The organism is Streptomyces gilvosporeus (assembly GCF_002082195.1).
Taxonomy (GTDB): Bacteria; Actinomycetota; Actinomycetes; order Streptomycetales; family Streptomycetaceae; genus Streptomyces; species Streptomyces gilvosporeus.
The window spans coordinates 6164456-6187135 of sequence record NZ_CP020569.1 but is presented as its reverse complement, the minus strand read 5'-3'; the positions used below and the strand labels follow the sequence as shown (position 1 = coordinate 6187135).

The 22680-nt window shown below is 70.7% G+C and carries 22 protein-coding genes; 10 read left to right on the top strand and 12 right to left on the bottom strand.

From position 1 onward, the window contains the following. Positions 1-40 precede the first annotated feature (40 nt). Positions 41-1066 carry an ATP-dependent 6-phosphofructokinase gene (locus B1H19_RS27785; protein ID WP_083107472.1) on the bottom strand — a complete coding sequence of 342 codons (1026 nt, stop codon included), beginning with the start codon at positions 1064-1066 and terminating at the stop codon, positions 41-43. 248 nt (positions 1067-1314) lie between these two features. Between B1H19_RS27785 and pta the strand changes: the two genes are divergently transcribed. The 3 genes from pta (at position 1315) to pyk (ending at position 6165) form a co-directional block, all read left to right on the top strand. After that, complete coding sequence (gene pta, locus B1H19_RS27780) at positions 1315-3411, top strand: phosphate acetyltransferase (protein WP_083107471.1); 2097 nt, start codon at positions 1315-1317, stop codon at positions 3409-3411. A 29-nt stretch (positions 3412-3440) separates the two neighbouring features. Continuing rightward, complete coding sequence (locus B1H19_RS27775; protein ID WP_083107470.1) at positions 3441-4676, top strand: acetate kinase; 1236 nt, start codon at positions 3441-3443, stop codon at positions 4674-4676. Between the two features lie 61 nt (positions 4677-4737). Beyond that, complete coding sequence (gene pyk, locus B1H19_RS27770) at positions 4738-6165, top strand: pyruvate kinase (protein ID WP_083107469.1); 1428 nt, start codon at positions 4738-4740, stop codon at positions 6163-6165. A 96-nt stretch (positions 6166-6261) separates the two neighbouring features. Here pyk and B1H19_RS27765 read toward each other — a convergent pair whose 3' ends face one another. From B1H19_RS27765 to B1H19_RS27745, 4 genes are all read right to left on the bottom strand, one after another. Further along, on the bottom strand, positions 6262-7449 hold the full coding sequence (locus B1H19_RS27765) for a hypothetical protein (protein ID WP_083107468.1): 1188 nt from the start codon (positions 7447-7449) through the stop codon (positions 6262-6264). 85 nt (positions 7450-7534) lie between these two features. Continuing rightward, the gene (locus B1H19_RS27760; RefSeq protein WP_083107467.1) at positions 7535-8104 is read right to left on the bottom strand and encodes a DUF6114 domain-containing protein; all 570 of its coding nucleotides are present in this window, start codon (positions 8102-8104) and stop codon (positions 7535-7537) included. Between the two features lie 131 nt (positions 8105-8235). Further along, entirely contained in the window at positions 8236-8853 is a 618-nt protein-coding gene (locus B1H19_RS27755; RefSeq protein WP_083107466.1) for a DUF6230 family protein, read from the bottom strand. 636 nt (positions 8854-9489) lie between these two features. Beyond that, positions 9490-10455 carry a tetratricopeptide repeat protein gene (locus B1H19_RS27745; RefSeq protein ID WP_083107465.1) on the bottom strand — a complete coding sequence of 322 codons (966 nt, stop codon included), beginning with the start codon at positions 10453-10455 and terminating at the stop codon, positions 9490-9492. A gap of 340 nt (positions 10456-10795) precedes the next feature. On the opposite strand from B1H19_RS27745, the gene B1H19_RS27740 reads away from it, so the two are divergent. Further along, positions 10796-11431, top strand: a complete 636-nt coding sequence (locus tag B1H19_RS27740) for a TetR/AcrR family transcriptional regulator (protein ID WP_237289531.1) — start codon at positions 10796-10798, stop codon at positions 11429-11431. 65 nt (positions 11432-11496) lie between these two features. On the opposite strand, the gene B1H19_RS27735 is transcribed toward B1H19_RS27740, so the two are convergent. Together B1H19_RS27735 and B1H19_RS27730 are read right to left on the bottom strand one after the other, a co-directional pair. Beyond that, a complete protein-coding gene (locus B1H19_RS27735) occupies positions 11497-12489 on the bottom strand; it encodes a GDP-mannose 4,6-dehydratase (RefSeq protein WP_083107463.1) in 993 nt (330 codons plus the stop codon). Beyond that, positions 12486-13610: a UDP-N-acetylglucosamine--N-acetylmuramyl-(pentapeptide) pyrophosphoryl-undecaprenol N-acetylglucosamine transferase gene (locus B1H19_RS27730; protein ID WP_083107462.1), complete on the bottom strand. Its 1125-nt coding sequence runs from the start codon at positions 13608-13610 to the stop codon at positions 12486-12488. The genes B1H19_RS27735 and B1H19_RS27730 overlap by 4 nt, the downstream gene beginning before the upstream one ends. Before the next feature lie 63 nt (positions 13611-13673). Between B1H19_RS27730 and B1H19_RS27725 the strand changes: the two genes are divergently transcribed. Continuing rightward, the gene (locus tag B1H19_RS27725; RefSeq protein ID WP_083107461.1) at positions 13674-14417 is read left to right on the top strand and encodes a response regulator transcription factor; all 744 of its coding nucleotides are present in this window, start codon (positions 13674-13676) and stop codon (positions 14415-14417) included. Continuing rightward, the gene (locus tag B1H19_RS27720; RefSeq protein WP_083107460.1) at positions 14414-15817 is read left to right on the top strand and encodes a sensor histidine kinase; all 1404 of its coding nucleotides are present in this window, start codon (positions 14414-14416) and stop codon (positions 15815-15817) included. The genes B1H19_RS27725 and B1H19_RS27720 overlap by 4 nt, the downstream gene beginning before the upstream one ends. A gap of 71 nt (positions 15818-15888) precedes the next feature. Here the strand turns inward: B1H19_RS27720 and B1H19_RS27715 are convergent, their stop codons facing one another. From B1H19_RS27715 to B1H19_RS27695, 5 genes are all read right to left on the bottom strand, one after another. Next, positions 15889-17589, bottom strand: a complete 1701-nt coding sequence (locus B1H19_RS27715; protein ID WP_083107459.1) for an acyl-CoA mutase large subunit family protein — start codon at positions 17587-17589, stop codon at positions 15889-15891. Between the two features lie 151 nt (positions 17590-17740). Then, entirely contained in the window at positions 17741-18073 is a 333-nt protein-coding gene (locus tag B1H19_RS27710; protein WP_083107458.1) for a DUF3817 domain-containing protein, read from the bottom strand. A gap of 63 nt (positions 18074-18136) precedes the next feature. Then, positions 18137-18658 (bottom strand): MarR family winged helix-turn-helix transcriptional regulator, encoded by a 522-nt coding sequence (locus tag B1H19_RS27705; protein WP_083107457.1) that lies wholly within the window; start codon positions 18656-18658, stop codon positions 18137-18139. Between the two features lie 412 nt (positions 18659-19070). Continuing rightward, a complete protein-coding gene (locus B1H19_RS27700; protein ID WP_083107456.1) occupies positions 19071-19370 on the bottom strand; it encodes an MTH1187 family thiamine-binding protein in 300 nt (99 codons plus the stop codon). After that, positions 19367-19717 (bottom strand): DUF3817 domain-containing protein, encoded by a 351-nt coding sequence (locus tag B1H19_RS27695; RefSeq protein WP_083107455.1) that lies wholly within the window; start codon positions 19715-19717, stop codon positions 19367-19369. Before B1H19_RS27695 ends, B1H19_RS27700 begins: the two co-directional genes overlap by 4 nt. 214 nt (positions 19718-19931) lie before the next feature. On the opposite strand from B1H19_RS27695, the gene B1H19_RS27690 reads away from it, so the two are divergent. From B1H19_RS27690 to B1H19_RS27675, 4 genes are all read left to right on the top strand, one after another. After that, positions 19932-20570 carry an AIM24 family protein gene (locus B1H19_RS27690; protein WP_083107454.1) on the top strand — a complete coding sequence of 213 codons (639 nt, stop codon included), beginning with the start codon at positions 19932-19934 and terminating at the stop codon, positions 20568-20570. Next, complete coding sequence (locus B1H19_RS27685) at positions 20570-21220, top strand: AIM24 family protein (protein ID WP_083107453.1); 651 nt, start codon at positions 20570-20572, stop codon at positions 21218-21220. Before B1H19_RS27690 ends, B1H19_RS27685 begins: the two co-directional genes overlap by 1 nt. Further along, positions 21217-21990, top strand: coding sequence for an AIM24 family protein (locus tag B1H19_RS27680; protein ID WP_083107452.1), 774 nt, complete (start codon positions 21217-21219; stop codon positions 21988-21990). Before B1H19_RS27685 ends, B1H19_RS27680 begins: the two co-directional genes overlap by 4 nt. Before the next feature lie 169 nt (positions 21991-22159). After that, positions 22160-22642, top strand: coding sequence for a MarR family winged helix-turn-helix transcriptional regulator (locus tag B1H19_RS27675; protein ID WP_083107451.1), 483 nt, complete (start codon positions 22160-22162; stop codon positions 22640-22642). Positions 22643-22680: the final 38 nt, after the last annotated feature.

Here is a 22680-nt window from a genome sequence, read left to right as displayed (position 1 = left end):
GCGCCCAACGGCGCGCCGCCTCTCGGCCGTTGACGGTCGGTCAGAAGACCGACTCGGCCTCGTCCATACGGTTCGCGGGGACGGTCTTCAGCTCGGTGACGGCCTCGGCGAGCGGCACCATCGTGATGTCCGTGCCGCGCAGGGCGGTCATCCTGCCGAAGTCCCCGCGGTGCGCGGCCTCGACGGCGTGCCAGCCGAAGCGGGTGGCCAGGACGCGGTCGTAGGCGGTGGGGGTGCCGCCGCGCTGCACATGGCCGAGGATGACGGGGCGGGCCTCCTTGCCCAGTCGCCGCTCCAGCTCATGGGCGAGGGCGTTGCCGATGCCGGAGAACCGCTCGTGACCGTACTGGTCGATGGCGCCCTTCTTGTAGTCCATGGTGTCGGGGGCCGGGTGGGCGCCCTCGGCGACGCAGATCACGGCGAACTTCTTGCCGCGGGCGAAGCGCTCCTCGACCATCTCGACCAGATCGCTGACGTCGAACTCCCGCTCCGGCAGGCAGATCCCGTGGGCGCCGCCGGCCATCCCGGACTCCAGCGCGATCCAGCCCGCATGCCGGCCCATGACCTCGACGACCATGACCCGCTGATGCGATTCCGCGGTGGTCTTGAGGCGGTCGATCGCCTCGGTCGCCACGCCCACGGCGGTGTCGAAGCCGAAGGTGCGGTCGGTGGAGGAGATGTCGTTGTCGATGGTCTTGGGGACACCGACGACGGGCAGACCGGCGTCCGAGAGCATCCGGGCGGCGGTGAGGGTGCCCTCGCCGCCGATGGGGATCAGGACGTCGATGCCGTAGTCCTTGGAGTGGTCCTTGGCGTCCTCGCAGGCCTCCCGCAGCCGGGCGCGTTCGAGCCGGGAGGAGCCGAGGATGGTGCCGCCGCGGGCGAGGATGCCGCTGACCGCCTCCAGGTCGAGCTTGCGGAAGCGGCCGTCGAGCAGCCCGGAGAAGCCGTCCTCGAAGCCGATGACCTCATCGCCGTGGCCGGTCAGTGCGCGGTGGACGACGGACCGGATCACAGCATTCAGTCCGGGGCAGTCGCCGCCTGCGGTGAGGACTCCGATACGCATCGTGCTGTGTCTCCTGTGCTCGCGGTGGGTTCTTGTGAGCCGGTCCGATTGTTTCACGGTCACACCGTGCCCGCGCTCACCCCGCGTCCCACCCTGCCGTCCTGGGTACCGGACCCCTCGGGGACACTAGGAGAGCGACCTATCCCTCTGCGCAGGTATTGTCAAGAGGGGCAAGCCCACCATAACGGGTAATTTGACCTTGTCAGCCACACAATGGCTTGAACAATGCGACGGACGGAGAGCACCGCGTGACGCGCAGCGTGTACGTGACCGGGATCGACCGCGGCGACGGCCGCCAGGTCATCGAGCTGGGGGTCATGGAACTGCTGACCCGCCATGTCGACCGGGTGGGCGTCTTCCGCCCGCTGGTCCACGACGACGGACCCGACCGGCTCTTCGATCTGCTGCGCTCGCGCTACCGGCTCTCGCAGTCCCCCGACACCGTCTACGGCATCGGTTACACCGAGGCCGCCACGCTCCAGGCCGAGCGCGGCGACGACGAGCTGGTCTCCCGGCTGGTCAGCCGCTTCCACGCGGTGGCCAGGGAATACGAGTACGTCCTGGTCCTCGGCTCGGACTTCGCCGACACCAATCTGCCGGCCGAGCTGGCGCTCAACGCCCGTCTCGCCAACGAATTCGGCGCCGCGGTGCTGCCGGTGGTCGGCGGCCAGGGCCAGGACGCGGAGTCCGTACGGGCCGAGGTCCGCAACGCCTACCGCGCCTACCACTCGCTGGGCTGCGACGTCGTCGCCATGGTCGCCAACCGGGTGGCCCCCGAGCTGCGTACCGCCGTCGCCGAGCGGCTCTCCGCCCGGCTGCCCGTGCCCTGCTACGCGCTGCCCGAGGACGGTGCGCTCTCGGCGCCGACCGTCCGCCAGATCGTGCACACCCTGGGCGCCGAGGTGCTGCTCGGCGACGACTCCGGGCTGGCCCGCGACGCCCGGGACTTCGTCTTCGGCGGCGCCATGCTGCCGACGTTCCTCAAGGCGCTGACCCCCGGCTGCCTGGTGATCACCCCCGGGGACCGGGCCGACCTGGTCATCGGCTCGCTGGCCGCGCACAGCGCCGGCGCCCCGCCGATCGCCGGGGTGGTGCTCACCCTCGACGAGCGGCCCGGCCCCGACATCATGGCGCTGGCCGAACGGCTCGCCCCGGGCACCCCGGTGGTCTCCGTACCGGGTGGGTCCTTCCCGACCGCCGGCGAGCTGTTCGCCATCGAGGGCAAGCTCAACGCCGCCTCGCCGCGCAAGGCGGAGACCGCGCTGGGCCTGTTCGAGCGGCATGTGGACACCACCGAGCTGACGAACCGTATCTCCGTCGCCCGCTCCGGCCGGGTCACCCCGATGATGTTCGAGCACGAGCTGATCGAGCGCTCCCGCTCCGGCCGCCGCCGGGTCGTGCTGCCCGAGGGCGGCGAGGAGCGGGTGCTGCGCGCCGCCGATGTGCTGCTGCGCCGCGATGTCTGCGATCTGACCCTCCTGGGCGAGGAGGAGGCCATCCGCAAGCGCGCCGCCGACCTGGCCATCGACCTGGCCGGCGCCCAGATCATCGACCCGCAGACCTCCGAACTGCGCGACCGGTTCGCCGAGCTGTATGCGCGGCTGCGCGCCCACAAGGGCGTCTCCTACGAGTTGGCCTACGACGTGGTCGCGGACGTCTCGTACTTCGGGACGCTGATGGTGCAGGAGGGCCTGGCCGACGGCATGGTGTCCGGTGCCGTGCACTCCACCGCCGCCACCATCCGCCCCGCCTTCGAGATCATCAAGACCAAGCCGGGCGCGGGGATCGTGTCGTCAGTCTTCTTCATGTGCCTGGCCGACCGGGTCCTGGTCTACGGCGACTGCGCGGTCAACCCGGACCCGGACGCCGAGCAGCTGGCGGACATCGCCATCCAGTCGGCGACCACCGCGGCGCAGTTCGGCGTCGAGCCGCGGATCGCGATGCTGTCGTACTCCACCGGCACCTCCGGCTCCGGCGCCGATGTCGACAAGGTCCGCAAGGCCACCGAGATCGTCCGTGAGCGGCGCCCGGATCTGCTGATCGAGGGGCCGATCCAGTACGACGCGGCGGTGGACACCGCGGTCGCCGAGACCAAGCTGCCCGGCTCCGACGTCGCCGGCAAGGCCACCGTGCTGATCTTCCCGGACCTCAACACCGGCAACAACACCTACAAGGCCGTCCAGCGCTCGGCCGGCGCGGTCGCCGTCGGCCCCGTCCTCCAGGGTCTGCGCAAGCCCGTCAACGACCTCTCGCGCGGTGCACTGGTGCAGGACATCGTCAACACCGTCGCCATCACGGCCATCCAGGCGCAGGGCGCGCAGCCCGGCGCCGCACAGACCGCCTGAACTCGCCCCATCTCACCGGAAAGCCGCACATGTCTGCCACTGCCACCCGCGTCCTCGTCCTCAACTCCGGCTCCTCGTCGGTGAAGTACCAGCTGCTCGACATGACCGACGCGGAGTCGATCGGCGGCTCCGCCGCGGGGCGCCTGGCCGTCGGCCTGGTGGAGCGGATCGGGGAGGAGACCTCGCGTCTGGTGCACACCCCGCTGGCCGCCGGCGGCGAGAAGCGCGAGACCGAGGGCCCGATAGCCGACCACGAGGCCGCGCTGAAGGCGGTCGCGAAGGAGCTGGCCGCCGACGGGCTGGGGCTGGACTCGCCCGAACTGGCGGCGATCGGTCACCGGGTGGTGCACGGCGGGCTGAAGTTCACCGAGCCGACCGTCATCGACGAGGCGGTCCTGACGGAGATCGAGCGGCTGGTACCGGTCGCCCCGCTGCACAACCCGGCCAACATCACCGGCATACGGACCGCCCGGGCGCTGCGCCCGGACCTGCCGCAGGTCGCGGTCTTCGACACCGCCTTCCACACCACGATGCCGGAGTACGCGGCCCGCTACGCCATCGACGTGGCCACCGCCGACGCCCACCGCATCCGCCGCTACGGCTTCCACGGCACCTCGCACGCCTATGTGTCCCGCAAGACGGCCGCGCTGCTGGGCAAGGCGCCGGAGGAGGTCAATGTGATCGTGCTGCACCTGGGCAACGGCGCCTCCGCGTCCGCCGTCCGCGGCGGCCGCTGCGTGGACACCTCCATGGGCCTGACGCCGCTGGAGGGCCTGGTCATGGGCACCCGCTCCGGCGACATCGACCCGGCCGTCACCTTCCACCTCAAGCGGGTGGCGGGGATGGACGAGGACGAGGTCGACACCCTGCTCAACAAGAAGAGCGGGCTGATCGGGCTGTGCGGCGACAACGACATGCGCGAGATCCGCCGCCGGATCGACGAGGGCGACGAGCGCGCGCAGCTGGCCTTCGACATCTACATCCACCGGCTGAAGAAGTACATCGGCGCCTACAGCGCGGTGCTCGGCCGGGTCGACGCGGTGGCCTTCACCGCGGGCGTCGGCGAGAACGCCGCCCCGGTGCGCGAGGCCGCCGTCGCCGGCCTGGAGGAGATGGGCATGGCGGTGGACGCCTCGCTGAACGCGCTGCGTTCCGAAGAGCCCCGGCTGATCTCGCCCGACTACGCCCGGGTCGCGGTCGCCGTCGTCCCCACCGACGAGGAACTGGAGATCGCCCAGCAGACATACGCCCTGGTCAACGCCTAGACGTTGGTGTTTCCCCCTACCGGAATATTCCGCTCAGAAACAAACCGATAGGATTCAAGCCATGCGCCGTTCCAAAATCGTCTGCACCCTGGGCCCCGCCGTCGACTCCTACGAGCAGCTGAAGACGCTGATCGAGGCCGGCATGAATGTGGCCCGTTTCAATATGAGCCACGGGACCCACTCGGAGCACGAGGAGCGGTACCACCGCCTCCGCAAGGCCCAGGAGGAGACCGGCCGCGCCATCGGCGTGCTGGCCGACCTCCAGGGCCCCAAGATCCGTCTGGAGACCTTCGCCGAGGGCCCGGTGGAGCTGGTGCGCGGTGACGAGTTCGTCATCACCACCGAGGACGTGCCCGGCGACAAGACCATCTGCGGCACGACCTACAAGGGCCTGCCCGGCGATGTCTCCAAGGGCGACCCGGTCCTGATCAACGACGGCAACGTCGCCCTCCAGGTCATCGAGGTCGACGGCCCGCGGGTGCGCACCATCGTCATCGAGGGCGGGGTCATCTCCGACCACAAGGGCATCAACCTGCCCGGCGCCGCGGTGAACGTCCCCGCACTGTCGGAGAAGGACATCGAGGACCTCAAGTTCGCGCTGCGCATGGGCTGCGACATGGTCGCGCTGTCCTTCGTCCGCGACGCCAAGGACGTCCAGGACGTGCACCGCGTCATGGACCAGGTCGGCCGCCGCGTCCCGGTCATCGCCAAGGTGGAGAAGCCGCAGGCGGTGGCCAACATGCAGGAGGTCGTGATGGCCTTCGACGCGGTGATGGTGGCGCGTGGCGACCTGGCGGTGGAGTATCCGCTGGAGAAGGTCCCGATGGTGCAGAAGCGCCTGGTGGAGATGTGCCGGCGCAACGCCAAGCCGGTGATCGTGGCGACCCAGATGATGGAGTCGATGATCACCAACTCCCGGCCGACCCGCGCCGAGGCGTCCGACGTCGCCAACGCCATCCTGGACGGCGCGGACGCGGTCATGCTCTCCGCGGAGTCGTCGGTGGGCCAGTACCCGATCGAGACCGTCAAGACGATGTCGAAGATCGTCGAGGCGGCCGAGGAGGAGCTGCTGTCCAAGGGCCTCCAGCCGCTGGTGCCGGGCAAGAAGCCGCGCACCCAGGGCGGCGCGGTGGCCCGTGCGGCCTGCGAGATGGCCGACTTCCTCGACGGCAAGGCGCTGGTGGCCTTCACGCAGTCCGGCGACACCGCCCGCCGCCTGTCCCGCTACCGGGCCGCGCAGCCGATCCTGGCCTTCACCACGGAGGCCTCCACCCGCAACCAGCTGGCGCTGAGCTGGGGCGTGGACCCCTTCGTCGTGCCGTACGTGGACAACACCGACGCGATGGTCGACCTGGTGGACGCCGAGCTGCTCAAGCTCCAGCGCTACAGCGAGGGCGACACCATGCTGATCACCGCCGGTTCGCCCCCCGGCGTGCCCGGCACCACCAACATGGTGCGGGTGCACCACCTGGGCGGCGGCCGCGCCTGAGGCCCCCCGGCATGCGGAAGGCCCCGTTCCTCCTCGGTGGAACGGGGCCTTCCCTGTGCGGCTCCCGAAGGGGCTCGGGGGTTCAATCCCTGATGGTCACGAGTCCTTGATGCTCACATGCATACCGGGGACGTGAAGATTGCCGCCGAACTGGCCCGCCTGGTCGAGCTTCACCTTGGTGAAATAGGCGTACGAGACATTGAGCGGCGGCGGGTGCTCCGGATCGAAGACGATCGGGATCAGCCCGAACAGATTGCCCTGGAGGCGCTCGGTGTACATCGTCACCTTGCCGCCGCGGATCGTGGAGGTGGACCCGGGCGTCGACTCGACGTGGTACTTCTTGCCGCTCGCCTTGTCGTCCACGATCTGGTGCAGGTCGCCGATGTCGATGCTGTCGGCGGTGAACTTCAGCACCTGCTTGGTGTGGCCGTTCTGCGTGGTGACGTTGACGACACCCTCGTAGTTCAGGCCGCGCAGGGTGAGCCCGCTGGACTCCAGGTGCCAGGGATCGTCGGGCAGGGTGACGGGCGTCTGCTCGTCCTTGCCCTTCTGCTTGTTCTCGACGACGCAGGGGTAGGACTGCTTGCCGCTGGCGTCCTTGCCGTCGAGCCCGCCACCGGGCAGGGCGTTGTCCGCCGTGCCGACGGCACCGTGGACGGTGTCGTTGACCCCCTTCGCCGGGTCCTGGACGGCTCTGGTGGCGCCGTCCTTGAGGCCGTTGACCGTATCCGAGAGCTGGTTGGTCCCGGATCCGGAGTCCTTGGACGAGGACGAGGTGTCCTTGGACGCGGACGGCGAAGGGCTCGGCGAGGCCGTCTTGGTCGCCGACGGGCTCGGCGACGACGACGGCTGGCTGCTGGAGTCGGACGACTTCCCGCCGAGGAGACCGCCGAGCGCATCGCCGATGCCGCCGAGCAGACCGCCGTCGTCCTTCTTGTCCGAGGAGGCCGACGGCGACGGGGTCGCGGAGCCGGAGGGCTCGTCGGTCTTCTGGGACGCGGACGGCGCGGGTGCGGGCGTGCTGCCCGCGTCCTTGCCGGCCGAGGACGAGGGCTTGGCGGACGGCTTCGCGGACGGCTGGGTGGCGTCCTTCGTCGGCTGGTCCTTCGTGCCCTGCTTGGCCTTGGTGTCCCCGCCCGTCTTGTCCGGGGCGGTGACGCACGGGCCGTCCTTGAACGGGCTCTTGGGCGCAGTCTTGGCAATCGCCATCTGGGGCGTGAGCCCCATACCCATGAGCACGGCGGACGGCATGGCGGCGATGGCGATCGCCTTGCCCGCGGGCATGTGAAGCCGAGTCAGCAGCGGCCTCCTCGGCGCAGCATGCCGCGGCCCGATTCTCTGCCCGGCGGCTGCGTTCTCGTGCAGCTCGTCACCCGGCACGGTGCCTCCCGTTCAATCCGTCGTTCGGGCTCGTTCCTGACAGGTCGTTCAGCCCGAAGCCCAACCCGGACCCGCCACCGGTGGCCGGTGCCGGATTCGTGGCGACCACCGGCCCGGCGACCACCTTGCGGTCCGGCTCGCCGTCGTCGCTCTCGGCCGCCGGCTGACCCGGCGCCCAGGCGACCGCCAGTGCGCCGCCGATCATCCCCAGCAGCAGGCCGACCACGAAGCCGCCGAAGTTCGAGACGACGAGGGAGACGAGGGAGAGCAGGATCGCCGCCACACCCGCGAACACCCGAGACACGGGCTGGAACCACATGGTCAGACCGAGCACGACGAGCAGTACGCCGATGATCAGCGAGCCGGCGCCGGCAGTGGTGGCCATGCTGACGGTCATCCCGCCGAGCGAGAGGTGCGCGTAGGGGAAGTACATGATCGGGAGGCCGGCGAGCAGCGTCAGCATGCCGCCCCAGAACGGGCGGCGGCCACGCCACTCCCCGAACGAACGGCGCTTCATGCCGATGGACTCGATCAGCCGTGGTCGCGTGTCGGCGCTCATGGTGTACAGCTCCTCGGGACTGGCAAATCGTGGTACTGAGCTGGAGTGCCTGCTGTACGCAAGGGGCATACGGGCACGGGGCACGGCGAGTACCGCCGTACAGCTCGCCCCGCGCCCGCACGCTCAGTGCGTCAGAAGCACTCGTTCTTGCCCTTGCTGACGCTCATCTTGAGGCCGCTGAGCTTGAAGGTGCCGGCCGTGGTCGCCCAGGCCGTCTGCTTGACGCCGGTCAGCGTGGCCGTGTCGGCTTCCTGGGCGAACGAACCGGGGTCCGTCTTGTCGCCCTTCTTGATGCCGGGGCCCTTGGACGTCGCGCCCGCAGCAACACCGATGTTGATGTTGTTGAAGGTCGCGTCGGCGTTGAGCTGGTCGAGGTCGATGTAGAGGTTCTTCGCCTCGACCGGCGTGCCACCGCCGCCCGCCTGCAGCTTCATCGACACATCGCCGAAGACCGGCACCGGCACCACGACGGACTGGCACAGGTTGTGGATCTTGGCGTTGGAGAACGCCGAGACCGCCACCGGGACGTTCTTGCCGTTCTTCTGAGTGTCGACGGCCCCGTACTGAACGAAGCCGGTGCCGTCCAGGCGGTCGGTAGCGACCTTGAACTGCTGGCCGGAAACGCTGAACGACGCCGCAAGCGCACCCTGCGAGAGGGCGACACCTATCGCTGCCGTCGCGGCAACGCTCGGCACCATGACGACGGCGAACCGCTTCCATCTGGTCCCGCCACGAGCCAGGGACTCCATGACTTTCCTCCTTCTCGGACGTACATCTCCGGTACCCGCCCTCTCAGTTGAGAGCAGCCGCACCTGGGATGGGAGAAGTGCTACGTCCTCGGGAAGGAGAGCGCCTGTCCTCGGAGGCGCTTAGCGTTCCGATTACCGGCGATCACCCCCGAGCGACAACCACTGGCCACGCTCACGCGCAACCGCACTGGACAGGCCCTGCCGGGTGGGGCAGAGACCCCCCTGTCCACGGTCGGCGCTCACCGTCGCCGACCACTCGGTGGGGACCCAAGTACCCGCGGCTCCAACCGGATGCCGGAGCTGCGGGAAGGGACCGAGCGTGGCCGATCGTCGTGCATTCGGAGCCGCCGCACAAGGGGCTCGTTACTTGCGGGTAACGGAGCGATAAACGAGCCGCGACTTACTGAAACCGAACAGCCACACACCGTCGCACTGACCGCAACGGGACATCGGGCAATTGCGGGCACATCACCGCAACGCAGGTGGCCTGGTTTACTCCAAGTAACAGCGCCTACGATTACCAAGATTTGGTAAAACGTAGGCGCCGTTCCGTTTGCCGAGACACCTCGTGGGAGGTGTGTGGAGGTCGTACGGGGCGGAATACTCCGTAGCCCTCCCGTAGCCCTCGAATGGGTGTCAGAACAGCACGCGGGCCAGTGCCGTACGCGCCGCGGTGACCCTCGGATCCTCCGCGCCGATCACCTCGAACAGCTCCAGCAGCCGCACCCGCGCGGCCTCCCGGTCCTCGCCCGCGGTCCGCCGGACCGTGTCGACCAGCCGCCCGAAGGCGTCCTCGACATGCCCGCCGACCAGATCGAGATCGGCGGCGCGGATCTGCGCCGCCACATCGGCCGGGGCGTCGGCGGCCTCCTTGCGCACCGCCTGCGGGTCCAGGTCCTGCACCCGGCGCAGCAGCTCGGCCTGCGCCAGGCCCAGCTTCGCCTCCGGGTTGGCCGGGTCGTCGGACAGGACGTTCTTGTACGCCTGGATCGCGCCGCCCAGATCGCCGGCGTCCAGCGCCGTACCCGCCGCCTCCAGCAGCGCGTCGTAGGGGCCGGCCGGCTTGGGCTGCTCGGCCGGCTGCTCCTCCTCGGCCGAGGCGTCCACCGGGGCGCCCACGATGCCGAACTGCTGCTCGGCGGCCTGGACCAGCTGGTCGAGCACCTGGCGGATCTGCGCCTCGGGGGCCGCACCCTGGAACAGCGGGATGGGCTGGCCGGCGACCACCGCGAAAACGGCCGGAATGCCCTGCACCCCGAACTGCTGGAAGAGCATCTGGTTGGCGTCGACGTCGATCTTGGCCAGCACGAACTTGCCGGCGTACTCGGTGGCGAGGCGCTCCAGCAGCGGACCCAGCTGCTTGCACGGCTCGCACCACTCGGCCCAGAAGTCGATGACGACCGGAACCTCGGTGGAGCGCTGGAGGACGTCCTGCTGGAAACCCGCCTCGTCGACGTCGAACACCAGCCGGGCGCCGCCCGCGGGCGCGCCCGTGCGGGCGGCTTCGGCGCGCGCCTGCTCGGCCTTCTGCTTCGCTTCCCCGGCCGCCTTCACCGCTGCGAGGTCGACGACTCCACTCATGGACATGTTGCGTGGCTGCATGGGTCCATCCTCCCCCCTGGGCGCCGTGTTCCGAAAAGCGATCCGTAACTCGGTCCGGAATACATGCGCCCTGCGTACGCCCCGCCGGATTGCGGCGTACGCCCGGGTGATCCCGGAGCCGGTCCCGAGGAGGACCGTTGTTGCTGCTGTGTGGCCGTGAGTCCCCACCCACGGCCGGTGGCTGTCGCCGCGTGGGCCCGTATCGTGCGAGCCCTTACGCTACGGGTCGTAGCGTAACTGGCGGCGGCCCCCGTCCGGCACCGATATCCGGCCCCGCCGGACGTGATCTGGCTCACGATGCGCGTCGCCCGGCCCCCTACCGGCCGGTATGGTCGCCCGCATGCCCGACTCCACCAGCCCCCGGAAAGGCCGCCCCGGCCGCCCGCGCAGCGCCGAGGCCGACCGCGCCATCCTCGACGCGACCCGCGCCGCGCTCGTCGACGTGGGCTGGGGAAAACTGACCATGGGCGAGGTGGCGACCCGCGCCGGCGTCGCCAAAACCACCCTCTACCGCCGCTGGGCCAACAAGAACGAGCTCGTCGTGGACGCCGTGGCGGTCCTCTTCGACGAGCTCGAACTGCCCGACCGGGGCTGTCTGAAAGCCGATATCGAGGGCGTGGTGCTCCAGTTCGGCGTGCTGCTCGCCCGGCCCGAGACCAAAACGGCGCTGATGGGCGTGGTCGCCGAGTCCACCACCGACGACGCGCTGCGCGAACGGATCCGCTCGGCGATCGTCGACCGCCAGAAGCGGCTGGTCGTCCTGGGCCGCGAACGCGCCCAGCAGCGCGGGGAACTGCCGCCCGACAGCCCCGGCACCGAGGGCGCGCTCGCCGCCGACCAGGCCATCGGCCTGATCTTCGACGTGATCGCCGGCGCGATCATCCACCGCACCCTGGTCTCCTCCGAACCGGTGGACCCGGCCTGGGCGCACCACTTCGCGACGCTGCTGCTGACTGGGCTGGTGGGGCTGGGCTGAGGGGCACACGGGCCCGGCGGCGGGGGCGGGACCGCCCGGCCCCGGCCACCGGGCGGCCCCGCGGATCAGACCTGGTACCGGTCGGCCGAAAACAGCCGGAGATTCTCGGCCACCCACTCCGACGTCCGCTTCAGCCCCTCCTCCAGCGACACCTCCGGCTCCCACCCGGCCCACCGGCGCGCCCGGGAGTTGTCCGACAGCAGCCGCTCCACCTCGCTGCCCGAGGGCCGCAGCCGCGCCGGATCGACGACCACCTCCGCCTCCCGTCCGGAGGCCGCTATCAGCGCCTCGGCCAGCGCCCCGATCGCGATCTCCCGCCCGGTGCCGAGATTGACCACCTCGCCCAGCGCCCGGTCGCACTCCGCCATCGCCAGAAAGCCCGCGGCCGTGTCCGTGACATAGGTGAAGTCCCGGGTCGGGGTGAGCGAGCCGAGCCTGATCTGCCGGGCACCGGAGTGCAGTTGGGCCAGGATCGTGGGGATCACGGCGCGCGCCGACTGCCGCGGACCGTAGGTGTTGAACGGCCGCACGACCGTCACCGGCAGTTCGAAGGCGTGCCAGTGCGACAGCGCCATCATGTCGGCGCCGATCTTCGAGGCGGAGTACGGCGACTGGGGCGTAAGCGGATGGTCCTCGCCGATCGGCGCGGTCCGCGCGGTCCCGTAGACCTCGCTGGTGGAGGTGTGCACCAGCCGGCGGACGGCGTGCCGGCGGCACGCCTCGGCGACGTTCTCCGTACCGACGACATTCGTCTGGACATAGGCGCCGGGCGAGTCGTAGCTGTACGGAATCCCGATCAGCGCCGCCAGATGGAAGACGGTGTCGCAGCCGGCGACGGCGTCGCTCACCCGGCCCGCGTCGCGGACGTCGCCCGCGAGCATCTCGACCTCGTGCATCCGGTGGGCGAGATACCCCTTCTCGGCATACGGCTTGTAGTGGACCAGGGCGCGCACCTGCGCGCCGCGCTCGACGAGCAGATCGACCAGGGCGGAGCCGATGAAGCCCTCGGCCCCGGTGACCAGAACCTTGCGGCCGGTCCAGTTCGTTGTCGTGGTCATGCTGCCTCCTTGAGGGCGGTGGTGTACGGGTGTGCGGCGAGGCGCAGGGTGCGCTCGGCGAGCAGTTCGGCGGCGCGGGCGTGCGGGCCGGGGTCGGCGGCCGCGCCCATGGCCGTCAGGCGGCCCGGGTCGGCGAGCAGCGGCTCGACGAGCGCGGCGAGCCGGTCGGCGGTGGTGTCGGCGTCGGCGAGGAGAAGCCCGGCGCCGGCATCCGTCAGCACCCGGGCGTTATGGGTCTGGTGGTCGCCGGGGGCGTGCGGATACGGCACCAGGACGGCGGGCACCCCGACGGTGGCCAGTTCCGCGACGGTCGCCGAACCGGCCCGGCACACGACCAGGTCGGCGGCCGCGTAGGCCAGGTCCATCCGGTCGATGTACGGCACGGCGCGGGCGTTCGCCGCCAGCCGCCGCTCGGTCTCCTCCAGGGCCGCCGGCCCGGTCTTGACCAGCAGATGGACGTCGGCGCGGGCGGCCCAGCGGTGCGAGAGCCCGATCGCGGCCTCGGTGAGCCGGGCGGCGCCCAGGCTGCCGCCGTTGACCAGGACGAGCCGGGCGCCGTCGGGCACCCGCAGCGCGCGGCGGGCCGCGTCGCGCAGCGCGGTGCGGTCGAGCCCGGCCAGGGCCGCGGCGACCGGCATCCCGGTGGTGACCGCGCCGGGCAGATGCCCGGTGTCGAAGGCGACCGCGATATGCGGGGTGAGCCGGGAGGCGAACTTGTTGGCCCGGCCGGGCACCGCGTTGGATTCATGGATCAGGCTCGGCAGCCCGGCCAGCCGCGCCCCGACGATCACCGGCGCGCTCGGATAGCCGCCCATACCGACGGCCACCTGGGCGCGCTGGTCCTTGAGGATCGCCCGGCACTGGGCGCCCGCCCGCAGCAGCGCGGCCGGCAGCAGATAGCGCCGGGCGCCGAGCGCCGGATCGAAGGGGATCATGTCGACGGTGTGCAGCCGGTAACCGGCCTGCGGTATCAGCCGGGTCTCCAGGCCCCGTTCGGTCCCGACGAAAGAGATCACCGCGTCGGGCACCGCGCGACGCAGTGCGTCGGCGAGGGCGAGCCCCGGGTAGATGTGGCCGCCGGTGCCGCCCGCACCGATCACGACGGAGAGTGGTGTGCGCATGGCCGCCACGCTCGCGACGTGCCCTAAGAAGCTTCTAAGAGAGGTGTTTGACAGCCTGTGTCCATGCCGCCCACGCCCCAGTCCCCCGCGCCCCGGTCCCCGGCGCTCCCGTCCCCCGCGCCCAGGATCCTCGTCGTCGACGACGAGCCGGAGGTGCGTGCCGCCGTCGAGGACGGACTCGCCGTCGAAGGCTACGAGGTGCGCGGCGCCGCCGACGGCCTGGCGGCGCTGTCCGAGGTCGCCGCCTGGCAGCCCGACGCCCTCGTCCTGGACGTCATGATGCCGGTCCTGGACGGGCTGGCCGTCTGCCGCCGGCTGCGCGCGCTGGACGACCGTACGCCCATCCTCGTCCTGACCGCGCTGGATTCGGTCAGCGAACGCGTCGACGGCCTGGATGCCGGCGCCGACGACTATCTGGTCAAGCCCTTCGCGCTGGACGAACTCCTCGCCCGGCTGCGGGCCCTGCTGCGCCGGGCCGCCGCCCCCGTGGCCGACGACGGCACCCTCACCTTCGGCGACCTGGTGGTCGACCCGCGCACCCGCAGCGGCCACCGGGCGGGCCGTCCCCTGGAGTTCAGCCGCACCGAATGGGCGCTGCTGGAGCTGCTGCTGCTCCACCCGGGCCAGATCATGCCGCGCGAGGTGATCCTGGAACGCGTCTGGGGCCATGACTTCGGCCCCGACTCCAACTCGCTGGCGGTGTACGTCGGTTATCTGCGGCGCAAGCTGGAGGCGGGCGGCGAGCCCCGGATCGTCCACACCGTCCACGGCATCGGCTACCGCCTGGACCGGGCGGAGGAGGCATGACGGGCCGGCGCGGGCTCGGCGGGCGCTGGGTGCGCCGCCGGCCGTTGCGTACCCGGCTGGCGCTGGCCGCCTCCGCCGCCGTGGCGCTGGTCGCCGTCGGCGTCTGCGCGGCGGCCTTCGTCATCATCCGCTACCAGATGTCCCGCCAACTGGATCTGAACCTGGCCCAGTCGGCGACCCAGTTCTCCCAGCAGAGCCGCGACTGGGGGCCGACGGCGGGCGACACGACCTGCCGCTACCCGGCCTCGCCGTGCCGCCAGATCGTCCCCGCCGACCCGGCGAAGGATCCGCACCAGCCCTACGCCCTCCCCGTCGAGGACGCCACCCGCGCGGTCGCGGCCGGGCACCATGCGGCGTACTACAGCGGCTTCACGGTCGCCGGCCACCCGGTCCGCATCTACACCACCCGCCACCCCGGCAAGGGTCTGGCGCTCCAGGTGGCGCTGCGCTCCGACACCGTGGACCGCGGTGTGCAGCAGGCCGCCGGGGCACTGCTGACGGTCGGCGCCGCCGGTGTCCTGCTGGCCGCCGCGCTCGGTTACGGCGTGTCCCGTACCGGCCTGGCCCCGGTCGCCCGCCTGACCGCCACCGCCGAACGCATCGCCGCCACCCGCGACCCGCGCCACCGCATCGAGCTCCCGGCCGGACCCCCGGCTCGCGAGGACGAGGTCACCCGCCTCGCCGCCACCTTCAACACCATGCTCACCGCGCTGGAGCAGTCCGTCACCGCCCAGCGCCGCCTGGTCGCCGACGCCTCCCACGAGCTGCGGACCCCGCTGACCGCCCTGCGCACGAACGCCGAGCTGCTGGCCCGCGCCGACCGGCTGACCGACGCCCAGCGCGACCGCGCCGCCGGGGCGCTGGCCCGTCAGCTGCGCGAGGTCACCACTCTGGTCAACGACCTGATCGAACTCGCCCGCGACGAGGAACCGCAGCCCCTGGTGGAGCAGGTGCGCCCGGCCGCCCTCCTGGAACACGCCGTCGACACGGCCCGCGAGCACTGGCCGGGGATCGTCTTCTCCGCCCGCATCGACCCGGCCGCGGCCGCCGTGACCGTCCCCGGCGTCCCGCCCCGCCTCGTCCGGCTGCTGTCCAACCTGCTCGACAACGCCGCGAAGTTCTCCCCGCCGGGCGCCTCCGTCGACACCGAACTCGCCCTGGCCTCGGGCGCGTTGGACCTGACCGTACGGGACCACGGGCCCGGGATCGCCGCCGAGGACCTCCCCCATGTCTTCGACCGCTTCTACCGCGCCGAGGCGGCCCGCGCGCTGCCCGGCTCCGGGCTGGGCCTGGCCATGGCCCGCCAGATCGCCCGCGCCCACGACGCCGAACTCACCGCGGAACGGGCGCCGGGGGGCGGGGCGCTGTTCCGGCTGCGGGTGCCGGTGGCGCAGCCGTGACGCGCACCGGGGCGCTTCAGAACCCGGCCAGAACCGAGCCGGACCCCGGCCAGCCCCAGGCCGGGCCCCGGTCAGAACCCGGCCGGCTCCGTGTACACGCCCCACTCGTCCCGCAGCACCCCGCAGATCTCGCCCAGGGTGGCCTCCGCGCGGACCGCGTCCAGCATCGGCTCGATCATGTTGCCGCCGTCGCGGGCGGCGGCCAGCATGCCGTCCAGGGCGGAGCGCACCCGGGCGTCGTCGCGGGCCGCCTTGCGGTCCGCCAGGACGCGCACCTGCTCGCGCTCGACCTCGTGGCTGACCCGCAGGATCTCCAGGTCGCCGGTGACCGAGCCGTCGTGGCAGTTGACGCCGACGACCCTCTTGTCGCCCTTCTCCAGCGCCTGCTGGTAGCGGAAGGCGGATTCGGCGATCTCGCCGGTGAACCAGCCGTCCTCGATGCCGCGCAGAATGCCGGAGGTGATCGGGCCGATCGGATGCCGGCCGTCCGGCACCGCCCGGGCGCCGCGTTCCTTGATCCGGTCGAAGATCTTCTCGGCGTCGGCCTCGATCCGGTCCGTCAGCTGCTCGACGAACCACGAACCGCCCAGCGGATCGGCCACATTGGCGACCCCGGTCTCCTCCATCAGCACCTGCTGCGTGCGCAGCGCGATCTCCGCGGCCTGCTCGGAGGGCAGTGCGAGGGTCTCGTCCAGCGCGTTGGTGTGCAGCGAGTTGGTCCCGCCGAGCACCGCCGCGAGGGCCTCGACGGCCGTGCGGACGACGTTGTTGTACGGCTGCTGCGCGGTCAGCGAGACACCCGCGGTCTGCGTGTGGAACCGCAGCCACTGCGCCTTGTCCGTCGTCGCGCCGTACACCTCCTTCATCCAACGGGCCCAGATCCGGCGCGCGGCGCGGAACTTGGCGATCTCCTCGAAGAAGTCGACATGCGCATCGAAGAAGAAGCTGAGCCCCGGCGCGAAGACATCGACGTCGAGCCCGCGCGACAGCCCCAGCTCCACATAGCCGAACCCGTCCGCGAGGGTGTACGCCAGCTCCTGCGCGGCCGTCGCCCCCGCCTCGCGGATGTGGTAGCCGGAGACCGAGAGCGGTTTGTACGCGGGGATGTCGCGCGCACAGTGCTCCATCAGGTCGCCGATCAGCCGCAGATGGGGCTCGGGCTGGAAGAGCCACTCCTTCTGCGCGATGTACTCCTTGAAGATGTCGGTCTGGAGCGTGCCGTTGAGGACCGACGGGTCCACGCCCTGCCGCTCGGCCGCCACCAGGTACATGCAGAAGACGGGGACGGCCGGCCCGGAGATCGTCATGGACGTGGTGACCTCGCCCAGCGGGATGTCCTTGAAGAGGACCTCCATATCGGCGGCGGAGTCGATGGCGACCCCGCAGTGGCCGACCTCGCCGAGCGAGCGCGGGTCGTCGGAGTCCCGCCCCATCAGCGTCGGCATGTCGAAGGCGACGGACAGGCCGCCGCCGCCCGCCTTGAGGATCATCTTGTAGCGCTCGTTGGTCTGCTCGGCGTTGCCGAAGCCGGCGAACTGGCGGATCGTCCACGTACGGCCGCGGTAGCCGGTCGGGTACAGCCCGCGGGTGAAGGGGTACTCACCGGGCCAGCCGATCCGCTCGAAGCCTTCGACGCTGTCGCCGGGCCGGGGGCCGTAGACCGGCTCGACCGGATCGCCGGAGAGCGTGCTGAAGTCCGCATCCCGCTTCCGTGCGGAGTCGTACCGGGCCTGCCAGCGGCGGCGGCCCTCATCGATCGCGTGAGCGTCCATACCTTCGAATTTACTAGGACGTCCTAGTAATTGTCGATGGGAGCGGACGGGGAGTCTCCGAGAGTGTGTATGTGACTACGCAACGCACACGCGCCCGTCCCCCACAGGGGCGGGCGCGTCGGACGGGCGCGGAAGCGTGAGGCGGCCGGACTCAGGCCTTGACCGGCTGCGGCGCGGCCTCGGCGAGCAGCGGCTCGACCTCGCGGACGACCTTGCGCTCGACGAAGAAGGCGGCCGTCGGGATCGTCCCCGAGACCAGCACCCACAGCAGCTTGCCGAACGGCCACCTGGCCTTGGAGCCGAGGTCGAACGCGAAGATCAGGTAGATGATGTAGAGCACACCGTGGACCTGGGCGACGACGAGGGTGAGGTCCTTGCCCATCCCGAAGCCGTACTTGAAGATCATGCAGGTGCAGAGCACGAGGAGCATCACGGCGGTGATGTAGGCCATCAGCCGGTATCGGGTCAGGACGCTTCGCTTCATGCCCCGAGCGTAACGGCCCGTTCCGGGGCGATCTTCGCCACCCCCCGCCCCGGCGCGGCCCCGCTACTCCTCGCCCTCCCCCTCCGTGAAGTCCTCCGCGGCCACCCGCAGCGGGCGCAGCATCGCGAAGATCTCGGCGCACTCCTCAGCGTCGTACGCACCGAGCCCGAAGTCCATCGCCATCAGGTCGTGGGTGGCCGCATCGCACACCTTGCGGCCCTTCTCGGTGATGGAGGCGAGGGTGCCGCGGCCGTCGTTGGGGTTGGGCCGCTTGGCCACCAGGCCCGATTTCACCAGGCGGTCGACGGTGTTGGTCACCGAGGTCGGATGCACCATCAGCCGCTCGCCGATCTTGGACATCGGCAGCTCACCGGCCTTGGAGAAGGTCAGCAGCACCAGCGCCTCATACCGCGCGAAGGTCAGGCCGTACGGCTTGACCACCGCGTCCACCTCGGACAACAGGATCTGCTGGGCCCGCATGATCGAGGTGATCGCGGCCATCGAGGGCACGGCGCCCCATCGCTGCCGCCACAACTCGTCGGCACGCGCGATGGGGTCAAAGGCAAGGCTGAGCGGCTTCGGCACGCCTCCGACCCTACCGGTCGGTCATATCGTGGGCAGCCTTGTCTCATTTTTCGGTCCACCGATCCGCTGCGCTTTGCCTGGGCCCCACGTTTTTGTCTGCGGCGCCGCGGTGTGCTCTCGCCGTTTCGCCTGCGGCGGGCGTTGCCGCTGGCGCGGGGCTGTCCGGCAGCGGCACCGGCCCTACACGGCTCCGCCGCTACGGCCCGGCACCTCCCCGTTGGGGTGGGAAAAGACGGTGGGGGCGGACCACCGGCCTTTCCCTCCCCCACCGTCGGGAGGGGCCGCACCGGAGGACGAAGTCCGCAGGGGCGGCACCGCGGCCGACACACAACCCCAGCCCGCCGCAGGCGCAACGGCGAGAAAGCCAAAACGTCGGCTCAGGCAAAGCGCAGCGGACGGGCGCAGCGGACGGTCAGCCCTCCTGCGTCAGATACCGCTCCACCGTCTCGACCTTCGAGGTCAGACCGTCCGTGACGCCCGGGCGGATATCGGCCTTCAGCACCAGCGAGACCCGTCCGCAGCGGGCCTCGACGGCGGCGACGGCGCGCTTGACGACGTCCATGACCTCGTCCCATTCCCCCTCGACGGAGGTGAACATGGCGTCCGTACGGTTGGGCAGGCCCGACTCACGGACGACCCGGACCGCGTCGGCCACATAGGCGCCGACGTCCTCGCCGACACCCAGCGGGCTGACGGAAAAGGCGACGATCATGCGTTGACGACACCTTCCTTACGGGCCCGCGCCGCGATCACCCCGGCCTCCTCCTCGCGCCGCAGCACCCGGTCCCCGTACAGCCCGCCGAACGGCACGATCGCGAGGACGAAGAAGAAGGCCACGCGCTTGAAGGGCCACTTGGTGCGGTTCCACAGGTCGAGCAGCAGCACCACGTAGGTGATGAACAGCACGCCGTGGATCAGGCCGAGCGGCATCACGAGGGCGTCGTAGCCGAAGGCCAGACGGAATCCGGTACCGAAGATCAGCAGCGCCGGGAAGGAGATGGCTTCCGGGATGGATGCCAGGCGCAGTCGGTGCAGGGCGGCGGCGGTCTTGATGTCCACGGGAACCTCGTCAGTGCGGCGGGCCAAGGCGGCAAACGGCTTGTGCAAGAGTTCACAAGCGCCGGTCCATTGTGACAGCCACCCGGACGATCACCGCGGGCGGGTCCGGCAAGCCCGGCTCCGACGCCACACAGCACCGCGGACCCGGACAGATCGCTCCCTCGCGGCCATAAGGGCCTGCCGTGTGCGGTGCGGGCGGACTACGGTCTGATCCGTGGCTCAGTTTCGGCTCCAGGGGAGCAAGGTGCTCGCCGTCGATATGACGGGCGACGCCGTCAAGGCGAAAAACGGTGCGATGGTCGCGTACGACGGCCAGATGTCGTTCAAGAAGATGACCGGGGGCGGCGACGGACTGCGCGGCATGGTCACCCGTCGGCTGACCGGCGAGCAGATGACCGTGATGGAGGTGAAGGGGCACGGCACCTGCTACTTCGCGGACCGCGCGAGCGAGATCAACCTGGTGCGGCTGACCGGCGAGAAGCTCTATGTCGAGGCCAGCAATCTGCTGTGCACGGATGCCGCGCTGCGCACCGGCACCACCTTCACCGGGCTGCGCGGCGCCTCCCAGGGCAACGGCCTGTTCACCACCACGGTCGAGGGCCACGGCCAGGCGGCGCTCACGTCGGACGGGCCGGCCGTGGTGCTGCGGGTGACCAAGCAGTATCCGCTCCAGGTGGACCCCGGGGCGTATATCGCGCACACCGGGCACCTCAAGCAGCACTTCCAGTCCGGGGTGAACTTCCGGACGTTCCTGGGTGAGGGCTCGGGCGAGGCGTTCCAGATCCGGTTCGAGGGGGAGGGCCTGGTGTACGTCCAGCCCAGCGAGCGCAACACCGTCGGGGGTGAGGTCTGATGCCGTTCACGGCGCTCAACTCCCGCATGGTGGAGGCCCGGATCGCCCCCGGGCAGCGGATGTTCAGCCAGCGCGGGGCGATGCTCGCCTACCGGGGCGAGGTGTCCTTCACGCCGAACATCCAGGGCGGACAGGGCGGTATCGGCTCGATGATCGGGCGGCGGATCGCGGGCGAGGCGACGCCGCTGATGACGGTGGAGGGCAGTGGCACGGTGATGTTCGGCCACGGCGGCCATCACGTCCATGCCGTCGATCTGACGGGCGAGACGCTGTACGTCGAGGCCGACCGGCTGCTGGCCTTCGACGGTTCGCTGGAGCAGGGCACGATGTTCATGGGCTCGCAGGGCGGCGTGATGGGCATGGTGCGGGGTCAGGTCACCGGGCAGGGCCTGTTCACCACCACGCTCAGGGGCCACGGCTCGGCGGCGGTGATGGCACACGGCGGGGTGATCGAGCTGCCGGTCACCCCGCAGCGCCCGGTCCATGTCGATCCGCAGGCGTACGTGGCGCACCGCGGCGAGATCCGCAACAAACTGTCCGCGGCGCTCGGCTGGCGCGAATTCGTCGGCCGCGGCTCGGGAGAGGCCTTCCAGCTGGAGCTGTCGGGCCAGGGCACCGTCTACGTCCAGGCGTCGGAGGAAAAGCTGTGACCGGTCCCGTCATCCACGACGTCCAGTCGCTGCCGGCCGACGACAACGTCAATCCGTACGCCTTCAGCGTGGCGCTGGACGGCCAGTGGTTCCTCCAGAAGGGGAAGATGATCGCCTATTACGGGCAGATCGACTTCCACGGCATCGGGCACGGCCGGCTCGACCGGCTGATCGCGGGCAGTTTCCATTCGCCGCTGCACGCCGCGGACTGGGTCGTCGCCGAGGGCCGCGGCAAGATGCTGCTCGCCGACCGCGCCTTCGACGTCAATTCCTACGACCTGGAGGACGGCAACCTCACCATTCGTTCCGGCAATCTGCTCGCCTTTCAGCCATCTCTGTCGCTGAAGCAGTCGATCATTCCCGGCTTTCTCACGCTGATCGGTACGGGGAAGTTCGTGGCGGCCTCCAACGGTCCGGTGGTGTTCGTCGAGCCGCCCATCCGGGTGGACCCGCAGGCGCTGGTCGGCTGGGCCGACTGCCCCTCGCCGTGCCATCACTACGACCATCGGTACCTGCGGGGATTCCTCGGCGGGCTGCGGGCGCACACCGGGATCGGCGGGGTCTCCGGCGAGGAGCACCAGTTCGAGTTCGTGGGGGCCGGGACGGTCCTGCTCCAGTCGACGGAGGTCCTGATGCCGGAGCTGGAGACGGGCGCGGTGCCGGACGAGGCGGGCGTTCCGGGCGGTGCCGGGCAGGCGGCGCAAAGTGGCTCACAATTGCCCCAGTTGCCCGGTGGCCTCGGGGGGCTCCAGCGCCGCTTCGGGCTGTGAGCGGTAGTCTGCGGACCGTGACCTCGAACGCCTGACCCATCACCCGAGGTCACGCCGGCGTCTCACCGGCCGGCGTGGGGGCCGGCGGGCACCCGCCGCGGCTCAGCGCACACCCGGCTCAGCCCTGCAACTTAATTCAGTATTCAACTTTTACGGATAGAATTCCTCCATGACGACCGAGACGACCGACGACACCCCCTGGCTGACCGACCAGGAGCAGCGTGCCTGGCGTACGCATCTGGACGTCAGCCGGCTGCTGATGCACCAGCTGGAACGCGATCTCCAGCCGTTCGGCCTCACCAACAACGACTACGAGATCCTCGTCAACCTCTCCGAGGCCGAAGACCACCGGCTGCGGATGAGTGACCTGGCGACCGCCACCCTCCAGTCCAAGAGCCGGCTCTCCCATCAGATCACCCGGATGGAGAACGCCGGTCTGGTGCGCCGCGAGAGCTGCGAGTCGGACCGCCGGGGCCTGTACGCGGTGCTGACCGACGAGGGCTGGGACACCATGCGCCGGGTCGCCCCGCACCACGTCGCCTCGGTGCGCCGGCACTTCATCGACCTGTTCTCCGCCGAGAACCTCGAGGCGCTGCGGGCGTCGCTGGCCCCGGTGGCCGAGCATCTGCGCGCGCACCGCGGGGGGCTGTGAGGCACCGCCACCGGGGGCGGGCCGGGGCCGTCATACGG